A 9,058-nucleotide genomic window follows, 5' to 3' on the forward strand; every position below is an offset into this window, starting at 1 on the left:
GGGCCATAGGACTCTCTCTGTTTGGATTGAATGCGGATCGTGCTCGATCCCGAGAGAGTGAGGCGTGGGCCTCCTGCAAAGCATATCAGCAGGCCCGCCGTGGTGTTATCAGAAAGTTGCACGGCCAGTCGCAGCTATTGCCAGCAAAAACTAGGACAGTCGCATTAATTACCATCAGCCGTCGCAGGTATTTCGGAAATCTTGAGCTTCCGATTGAGGCCTTTGCCTGTCAGATGTCGCATTTATTTCAGTAACTGACAGGAAGTATTGATTGCCCAAGTACGTGCCAGAACCGGTGCAATGGAAAACACTGCCCGTTTGAAAGTCGGGTGCAACCAGTGAGGGGAAAGGGCTGTCAGTGAGCTTGAGTTTCTATCCTAGGTTTTGGAATGCGAGTGGAGAAACGTCTTGAAAGCCTTGCCTTTTAGTGGACAAGCAAGCGACCGAAGAAACAAACTGACTCAAGGTTTACTGCCGAATATAGGGAAGGACATGACTGCAAGCGATTCACCCGAGACCGTCGCGTTCCGCGAGTGGCTGAACAGCGAATTTGTGGATGCATATCGTAAGAATCCCGACGCGGCTTTAGCAACCGGGCTTGAACTGGCCCGGAAGCTAAGTCACGAGGACCGCCAACGCGAAGTGATCCATTTTAATTTCCACGTCAACCACCTGATTCAAATAGGGTCGGTCTTTGGTGGCGGGAAAGGGCGATTCTTCCTGTACAGCCTGGCCTTGTCCGCGGTTATCTATGCCTTCACGCAAAGCATGTGGGCGGCAACCCCGGTGGTTCTGATGCTGGCTGCCGCTTGCCGCGACCGCTATGTCTGCGGGGAGCGTGAGCAGGCCTTCCGGATGTTGGCCGCTACGATTGATCCTTCTGATGCCTGACATGACTTGTCCTTGGCGTCTCTAGGAAGGCTTTGGCCACAAAGTGGAGTTTGTAGAAGGCGTCCTCGGCAAAGCGGTCGACCATGTCCTCGAACCGGCCACTTCCATACTCGGAGTTGTTGTACTCCGGGTACTCGTTGTAGACGCGGCGCAGAAGCGTTTCTAACTCAGGTCGAGTCTTACCTGCAGGATCTTCATAAGCCATCGTCATACCCCCTAGCGACTACGCAGGGAATAGGGAAGGTGCCACTGCATTTGCTTGAGGCCCTCTGCATCGTTGGTGATGTGGTAGTCGGCTCCAGGCCCTTCGAGCAGAAACTGGCGGCTGATGCTCTGCTTTCCATCGATCCGCTCCTGCACGAACAGCAGAGCTGCCTCCTTGGTACCGAAGACCGCGGGGCGGCAAGTGTCAGCTTCGTAGATATTGTCCAGGCAGTAACGGCCTGATACCAGGTAGTACACCAGGAACGATGGTGTATTCCACGCTTCAACCTTTGCTTGGTTGTAGGTGAGTTCGCGCCCGTCAGGTGCATTCCAGAGGCTTTCAGTGGGCTGGATGTTGTGGGGCTTGTCGGCAGGGTTACGGCCCAACATAAACCCAAGTGCGCCTACACGGATCATCGGTTCTGGAATCGGACGGAAAGTGGTGTCTTGCATGATTGAAGCCCCAACTGGAATGTATGGGGCTATCTTCGATCTGGATGGTGCGTGCCACCACCATCGGATTCAGAATGAATGGTTACTTCGAGGAAATTGTTATGTGCGGCGAACCCGATATCGCGGGATCAATGGCCATGGCTACTTCAATTTTGATTAGTTCGGAGAGAGCCTTCTCGGGATCGTTTTCATGCTCGGCCTTCAACGCATGGTTGATCAGCAGCGCGTGAAGAATCGTTTCTTTGAATTGCCCCCGTAGCTCGACATTGGCCAGGTGATCCTGGAGAGTAATCAAGGCGATTGGCGCTATATCCGGATCTTGTTGTAGCGCATCCTCGTAGCGTTGGAAGTACCGTTGTCCGCCGGGATGTGCCACGACCCAAAGAGCCACTTTTGGTACCCCAGTCTGGGCTTTGCTTACTGTCACCGTCGGGGATAGTCGTTGAGTTACACTCTCCCTGGCAATCTTGTCGAAGACACGGGCAAGTTCATTCCCCACTGTCGAGTTTGGACACTGGTCCGCGAGCATTGCGCTCGCAGCCTCGGCGGCGGGCATCAATTCCTTGAGTTGTTTTTCGAGCCGGGTGACCTCGGCCTGCAATTCGTAGCGCTCCATGCCAATACTTCCTGCAACCTCGCGGTTCCAGTCGGCAACATCCCGAAGACTTTCCAACGAGTCCCGGCGCAGGTTGATTTTGTCCAGAATCTCGCCAAAGAGATGATCTGCCAGTCGATCAATTTCTCGTTGGCCGCTGGAGATGTCCTCGGCTCCTTCGGCGGTTAAGGCGTCGACTAGCGGGTAGCCGGATTCTGAATCGCTCTGCTGCTCCTGAAGTCGGTAATGTGAAAGCTGTTGGTGGATCACTTTATACAGCGCTGTATCCTGTGCCGTCATTTCTTCGGCAGTCCGCGCGGCACGTCCCCAGCGTCGTGGTGTTGGGTGTCTGGCCAGGCCCGCATCCCACGCTGCTTCCATCAGGTGCTCACAACCCAGCTCATAACTTAGCAACGCCTTGCCATGTGCTTCATACCATTGATCAAAGGTATGTTCGTCGTGCCCAACCAACCGTGCAACTGTCGTCCAGACGTTCGCCGGAGAGCTCGCTAGCAGTTTGTTGAGCGTTTTTCGCATGGCGTTAATCATGCCCTGGGCGGTGTCGGCTTCTTTCGTCAAAGCGGCCGTATAGGCCTTGGCTGCGCCATAGAGCAGGCTATCGCCGAAAGGGCGGCGTATGTCCGCCGGCGGCGCGAAGGCGGATATCAAAGCCCGGGCTGCGTCGTAAACATTGGGGTTCAATCCCATGTGGCCGTCGCCTTGGTCTTTCTCCTTGAATCCATTCGCCAGAAAAATTGCTTTGATTGTTGCGTCGTTCATGAAATGCCTGCCCTGCATGTGGAAGATGCTTCCCCGAGGATATCGACCCCTTCTTTAGCTGCCAGCCAATTGCGGCCCCGGAAATCCCGGGGCCGTCAACAGCCTTTAGGCCGCCGATTGGCTGGCAAGAGCCAAGTCGGAGCGGTACCACGTCCAGAGGTTCTTCTCCTTCACCATCCCCGCGCGCAGCGCTTCGAACTGTTGACGGAATGCTGCTGCTTCTTCAACCGTAAGTTCGACGTTGGACTCCTCATGTCCACCACTGCCCCAGATGTTTTTCAGGGGGTCGTAACCTGAAAGATTAGAGACTATGAAGCGTGGGATGCTGTCTGGTACCAGCACCTTCTTGTTCCCGCGTTTCTTCGTTTCCACTGTGAGGTGGAGCACGACGCGGCGTTGGTTTTCATGATCGTCAAAATACACGGTCCCGACTTCTCGGAAAGTGATCTTGGGGCCGGTAATGGCATCGATGTAGAACGAAGCGCAAGAGACTTTTGTGAGGTCAACCAAACCGAAGTCGGCCAGGGAGCGTGGTGTCGGTGCTGCAGTGTTGATCTGAGCTGTGTTCATGTCGGTCTCCACCGTCGAGTTAATGAATCTATCGTCGCCGAGGAGCATGCGTGCCAGAAGCCCCCCGGTTATTCGATTAATTCGTAGGGGGGGAAGGCTCAGGATTTTTGATCGTGTTTTTCGAGTAGCAGAGTGATCATTTTATCGACGGTCATTCCCGCCGCAATCAATCCTTCGAGCTCGGAAGTGTTAGTGCCAGAGGCGAAATTCCAGAGGGCGGCGATTCGCTCGGCAACTTGGGCATTGGTTTCATCCAGTTGTGAGTAGTGGCATCACCTGGAGCAGTCGGCGAGCACTGGTGGATGGAGAGCCGGGTAGGGGAGATAGCGGGCTGGATGGCAGAAGCAAACAGTTGGCGGGAGTGAGTTGCATCCCTGAAGGGCCGATATTTCTGCCCGATAAAGCCCGCTTGCAGTCCGTACCGACACGGTGGCAGGCGAGTCCCCCGGTTTTGCCGTCAAGGTAACGCGGTTATATGGCGGTACCACTTTGCCGGTCCAGGCCCTGGTATCCCAGACTGAGAGATAGCCGACGACCTGGCCGTCAGGTACACACAGATCGCTGTAGGCCATTAGTTCGGCGGAAACGAAAGTGACCGCCGAGGGTGTGAGCATTACGCAGCCGCGCGAAGGCGGCCCCGCCGTCGCAATACCTGAGCCGCAACCAATCAGGAAACAAACGACCCCGGCCGTGAGTGGACCAGACATCTTCGTTAATCCAGTGAGGGACTGAATCAGCATAGTCCCATCTGCTGGTGCGAAGCGCCTGGCCGCCGGCCGGAGAGATTTTAGTTCGGCATCTCGGATCTGAGCCGTTCGAACAAGGTAATCAGTGATTTTTCCAATCCGCCTTGCCAGACACCACCGACTTTTCGACCACCTGTACAGTAGACATTGAAGTTGTCGCCTTTTCGGATGCCGTGGCCGACGGTAATCCGGTGGACAACCGGGTGCCCTTTGATGTCGTAGTCACGGAACCCGTTTTCAGAGGTAACCAGAACAGCTTCGATGTTTTGCGGCGGGGCGGTGTTCATGTGTTTTCCTAAAGGTGGAGTGTGAGGGAGTCGGGAGTGCGGGCTCCCGCGGTGCTTCGTGGTGATGTTGCGAGTGAGCAGTGCCGGCTTTTCCCGACGTGAACCGCCGGCCTGGCTAGAAAGGGCGCTCAGGCACGCAACACAAGGAACAAACGGATGGACATTGAAGTATTCCGGCCGACGGCATGTATGCCGTGTTTCGTCCAATCGCGGTGGGCAATTGGCAAAGGAGTCGCGAGTGCGGACGCCATCAGTGCGGCGATGTGTTTCTGAGCGCGGCTTTGGTTTGGTTGCGTTTTCTTTGCTGACTTTCCCTGCGATTGGGGCCGTGGTCTTGACGTGCATTGCGGTGCTCCGTTTCTGGATGCTCATACGGTCCACATAGCCAACGGAAGCTCGCGTGGAGACTATCTGTTGTCTATGGGAAGGAAAGTCGGTCACAACGTGGCGATGAGGGCTTCAGCGGCTTCCTCAGCAGGCACGCCTTCAAGGAGTCGATCAATGAGCTGGTCTACGAGATCAAACGACTCAAGGGTGCGCCAGATTTCGCCGGAGAGTTGCTCCGCAGACTCGACGAACCGCGACCCTGAAAGTGCGAAGGTAACTGTTTCGGTTTGCGAGTCCGTTTCGCTCGGGTGCCACTTGATAGGGAGTTCTTGGCGCTGGGTTCCAAAGATCGCAATTGAGTACCGGCCTTGGCTTTCATCCGCCAGGGTCAGGGTGACGTCGAGGCGGACTGTTGGCTCAGGGGTTGCTGTTTTGGTGTTCATTTCTGGGGCTCCTGTAATCAGTTGATGAGCCCATGCTGAGCTGCATGCCGAAGTGCCAGAAGCTGCCCACTCAATGATTTTTCAAATGGTCCGCATCGCCAGTTTTACTTTGGCCAGCGCGTTTTTTTCGAGCTGACGGATACGCTCGGCGGACACGTTGTATTTGGTGGCCAGGTCCTGAAGGGTAGCGGTGTCGTCAATGAGCCAACGCTGCTGGATAATGTCCTGGCTGCGAGAATCCAGCACGGCGAGGGCGTTTTTAAGGTTGGCACCCATGTTCTCACCCTGACTCGAATTCTCGAACTGCCTGGCCGGGTCATAGCTGAAGTCTTCCAGCGAATTCGCTGGCGTCCTTATAGCGGTTTCTTCGTCATCGGCATCGGTTGGGTCGAACCCCAGATCCTGCCCGCTCAGGCGGCTTTCCATCTCCCGTACTTCGTTTGGCTTAACGCCAAGACTTTCAGCAACGCGGCTTACCTCGTCGTTGCTCATCCAGCCCAGTCGTTTCTTCTGACTCCGCAGGTTGAAGAACAGTTTGCGCTGCGCTTTGGTGGTCGCCACTTTCACAATGCGCCAGTTGCGCAGAATGAACTCGTGAATCTCAGCCCTGATCCAGTGCAATGCAAAGGTAACGAGTCTCACCCCAACATCGGGATTGAAACGTTTGACGGCCTTCATCAGGCCGATATTGCCTTCTTGGATCAGGTCCGAGAGTGACAACCCATAACCCGAGTAACTGCGGGCGACATGGCCAACAAAACGTAGGTGAGCCATCACCATTTGGCGCGCTGCATCAAGATCCTGGTGATGGTAAAGGCGTCGTCCCAGTTCGCGCTCCTCCTCAGGAGCAAGCAGCGGCAATCCATTTACGGCGCTGAGGTATTCATGAATGTTTGCGCCTGGTCCTATGGGGATCTGAAGGCTTTTTGCCGACTTGTTTGGTGTAGCGTTCAACGTCGCTGCTCCTTTGCATGTTGAGAGCCATCGGTGTGAGCGATTGGCAGCAGTTCTCGGAAATGTTGGGCCATCCCTTGGCGGCTGGCCCTAAAGGCTTAGAGGCCGGCGATGGCTTCGTTTACGATCATTACCAGATTGTCACCTTCGGCCTTCCGCACCTCTGCGGCCAACTCTTCGGTATACACGAGCGAATAGAACGCGTGCTCACGCTCTTTATCGCCTTTGCGGCGAGCAACGATCTTGTTTTTGCAGCGTGACTTCCAGTACTTCAATTCGTCGTAATGATCGGCGAAGTCATTCAGCGCGAGGGTCAGATATTCGTAAGAGTCCTTAGGCTCATTAAGCACATGTTTAGATCCCGGCACTTTCAGATCGAGCACATAGCCTGCAGCTTTCAGGGCAGCCACCAACAGATCTTGCTCTGGAACCGGGATATCGATGTTGAAGGGCGAGCCGTCCCCCTCATCGTTGACCGTGCCAATTTTTTTCCCGTCGAGGATGACATCAGCCGACCAACGCGGTGCGCCGTCGCCCATCTCGGTACCGGCACCGACTTTGTACTTTTTGAAGGCGAACTTAGCGGCCTGCGCGGTTTTGAGATCAGTGATGAATTCCATTGTGTTTCCCTCATTCGTTAAGTGATGGGGAAACTTTAAGGCCGGGAAAGTGGTGCCAGAACCGGCGCAAGAATTTCTTTCCCGCATTACCGGGTGTTCGTAAAACCTATCAGCCGGGCCATGGCGATGACGCCACTTCAAGAGCGGGAGGCGCCGAACCGTCAAGTTTGACTTGTCAGTTGCGTGCGTTTTGAAGGGGGATCGGGATGACTGGCATTGGAGACATTGATTCATGCCCAATTCTAAACAGCGAATTTCACGGCTCCCAGCCATAACACACCTTGGTTTTTCACTTTCGGCTTTGAATGCCTCGGGACGATTGGCGACATAAAGCAGGAAGCGACTCATTGCTTTCTCACAGCAAGGCCAGCTGATCGGTGGCGCAATATCAAGGCCCAGGTCAGGGCTCGAACCCGGCGGGGGCGAATTTTAGTCCTAGCTCAGCAGGGGCGCGGGAGGGGATTAAACAAGCAGGCAGCAAAAAGCCGAGGAAATCCCCGGCATGCTGTCGTAATTCTTATCAGGCTGCGAGCGACTCTTCGGATGACGGGAACATCGCCTTGAAGTCGGCACTCTCAATGTGGGTGCTGGCGTAAGTGCGTAGGCTGCGCAGCTTGTCGGCCAGCAGGCCAGCTTTTTCAACTGCATACAGGAACGGTACGAGATTCACGTCCATGCAACTGAATGCGTTGCTGCCAAAGAATTTAGAGCCGTAGACCATCTGGTCCAGTGCTGCCAAGTCAGCCTCCAGACGTTCGCGGCTGGCTGCGCATCCGGCAACAGCAGGGGCAAGTAGGGCGAAGGTTTCGGCGTGCAGGCGGCGCATCGTTGTACGGAACATTGCGCGGCTGGTGGGCTCGGCGGGGAACAGCGAAGGCTCCGGGTATCGTTCCTCTACGAACTCAAGAATCAGGTCAAAATCGGACACGATCAGGGCGCGCTCGATGATGGCCGGGAACTCAGAAATTCCCAAGGTTTTGGCGAGCTTGGTTGCCGCTGGTGACGCCGAGTCCAACACAACAAATTCAACACCTTTCACTTTCGCCATGTAACGGACGATGTTGGACTTCACGCAGTTAGCTGCTTTGATGATGACCAGAGTGTTGGATGTAGACATTGTGATGAACCCCTGTTTGTTTGATGTGTTAATTGTACATCGAACACAGTGTACAATCATCAAGGTTGACGCTATTTCATCAACTTTCGTATTTCCGAGAATGGGGTTTGAATGCTGCGACCAACGGGGTGCGAGCAGGCTTCAGGCAGCCCGAATTGGTGTCTTCTCCATGCCATGGCAGTACCCACCAGTCGCTCGGAAATAACGCATTTGCGCCTCCTCCAGCAATTTTGACGCCTTGACGCCACCTATGGCCGTTTTCGTGCAGCTTACGCAGAGATATGCCCCTTTCTGATCCAAATCAGCAAACGCACCACTCCCGCGTTTTGTCTGTTTGCAACTGGAACAGAAAATTTCAGACCCGTGCGCCATTTGCGGATATATCGGTTGGATGTTCATGCATTCAACTCCTGGGTTGGGGCCTGGCCGCACCAGCGCCCCGTAAGTTTGAGTTAGGCCACTTCGGTCTGATCGTTGTTTTCATTAAGGCTTGCAGTGAAGCCATCACGGGCAAACATCCGTTCTGCATAGGCACAGAGCGCCGGGAAGTTCTTCAACGCCACACCATTGGTTTTGGCTGCGTACAGCCATGGGGCCAGTGTCACGTCAACGATGGTGAACGTATCGCCGCCGAAAAATTGTTGGCCGGATACTGCGCTGTCCAAAACGCGCAACTCGACTGCCAGCTGCTGGCGAGCGTCCTTATCTCCCGCTACAGCGCGAGGCAGGATCGGGAACAGTTCTTTGTGAAAGGCGCGAACCTGATTTCTAAACATCGCCCGGTTGATGGCATCCGGGGGCAGCATCGCGGGGAGCGGGTATCGCTCATCGAGGTAGTCAACGATGACGTCAAAATCGCTCAAACTTACTTCGCGGGAAGTGATTGACGGGGCAGTGGTAACGTCTGCCAACGTCAGCAAATTGGCTTTGGAGGCAATGTCCACAACGCGGCAGGGAATGTCCTTCTCGGCGACCAGAAAGCGGACGATGTGAGAGCGAACGCAGTTGGTCTGAGTGAAGATGGTGAGGATGTGAAATGCGGACATTCTGCAACTCCAAGGCGTATTGTGT

Annotated in this window: 12 protein-coding genes; 1 reads left to right on the forward strand and 11 read right to left on the reverse strand. The window is 54.9% G+C overall.

Annotation, left to right across the window (positions count from 1 at the left end):
• Positions 1 to 408 precede the first annotated feature (408 nt).
• Positions 409 to 891, forward strand: a complete 483-nt coding sequence (locus ACQKP2_RS01430; RefSeq protein ID WP_427573787.1) for a hypothetical protein — start codon at positions 409 to 411, stop codon at positions 889 to 891.
• Here ACQKP2_RS01430 and ACQKP2_RS01435 read toward each other — a convergent pair.
• The 11 genes from ACQKP2_RS01435 to ACQKP2_RS01485 all read right to left on the reverse strand — a co-directional run bounded on the left by ACQKP2_RS01435 (position 866) and on the right by ACQKP2_RS01485 (position 9,033).
• Positions 866 to 1,096 (reverse strand): hypothetical protein, encoded by a 231-nt coding sequence (locus tag ACQKP2_RS01435; protein ID WP_427573788.1) that lies wholly within the window; start codon positions 1,094 to 1,096, stop codon positions 866 to 868. The genes ACQKP2_RS01430 and ACQKP2_RS01435 overlap by 26 nt on opposite strands.
• Positions 1,097 to 1,107: 11 nt before the next feature.
• Entirely contained in the window at positions 1,108 to 1,548 is a 441-nt protein-coding gene (locus tag ACQKP2_RS01440) for a hypothetical protein (RefSeq protein ID WP_427573790.1), read from the reverse strand.
• Positions 1,549 to 1,630: 82 nt separating this feature from the next.
• Positions 1,631 to 2,923 (reverse strand): hypothetical protein, encoded by a 1,293-nt coding sequence (locus ACQKP2_RS01445; RefSeq protein ID WP_427573791.1) that lies wholly within the window; start codon positions 2,921 to 2,923, stop codon positions 1,631 to 1,633.
• Positions 2,924 to 3,028: 105 nt separating this feature from the next.
• Positions 3,029 to 3,493, reverse strand: coding sequence for a hypothetical protein (locus ACQKP2_RS01450; RefSeq protein ID WP_427573793.1), 465 nt, complete (start codon positions 3,491 to 3,493; stop codon positions 3,029 to 3,031).
• A 787-nt stretch (positions 3,494 to 4,280) separates the two neighbouring features.
• Positions 4,281 to 4,526 carry a hypothetical protein gene (locus ACQKP2_RS01455; RefSeq protein WP_427573795.1) on the reverse strand — a complete coding sequence of 82 codons (246 nt, stop codon included), beginning with the start codon at positions 4,524 to 4,526 and terminating at the stop codon, positions 4,281 to 4,283.
• Positions 4,527 to 4,963: 437 nt separating this feature from the next.
• A complete protein-coding gene (locus ACQKP2_RS01460) occupies positions 4,964 to 5,296 on the reverse strand; it encodes a hypothetical protein (RefSeq protein ID WP_427573797.1) in 333 nt (110 codons plus the stop codon).
• A gap of 81 nt (positions 5,297 to 5,377) precedes the next feature.
• A complete protein-coding gene (rpoH, locus tag ACQKP2_RS01465) occupies positions 5,378 to 6,211 on the reverse strand; it encodes an RNA polymerase sigma factor RpoH (protein WP_427574050.1) in 834 nt (277 codons plus the stop codon).
• Between the two features lie 137 nt (positions 6,212 to 6,348).
• A complete protein-coding gene (locus tag ACQKP2_RS01470) occupies positions 6,349 to 6,870 on the reverse strand; it encodes a hypothetical protein (RefSeq protein WP_427573798.1) in 522 nt (173 codons plus the stop codon).
• Between the two features lie 520 nt (positions 6,871 to 7,390).
• On the reverse strand, positions 7,391 to 7,987 hold the full coding sequence (locus tag ACQKP2_RS01475) for a glutathione S-transferase family protein (protein ID WP_427573799.1): 597 nt from the start codon (positions 7,985 to 7,987) through the stop codon (positions 7,391 to 7,393).
• A gap of 141 nt (positions 7,988 to 8,128) precedes the next feature.
• Positions 8,129 to 8,386, reverse strand: a complete 258-nt coding sequence (locus ACQKP2_RS01480; protein WP_427573800.1) for a hypothetical protein — start codon at positions 8,384 to 8,386, stop codon at positions 8,129 to 8,131.
• 53 nt (positions 8,387 to 8,439) lie between these two features.
• Positions 8,440 to 9,033 carry a glutathione S-transferase family protein gene (locus tag ACQKP2_RS01485; protein ID WP_427573801.1) on the reverse strand — a complete coding sequence of 198 codons (594 nt, stop codon included), beginning with the start codon at positions 9,031 to 9,033 and terminating at the stop codon, positions 8,440 to 8,442.
• Between the last annotated feature and the right edge of the window lie 25 nt (positions 9,034 to 9,058).

Source organism: Pseudomonas sp. NPDC089569 (assembly GCF_050280625.1).
Lineage (GTDB): Bacteria > Pseudomonadota > Gammaproteobacteria > Pseudomonadales > Pseudomonadaceae > Aquipseudomonas.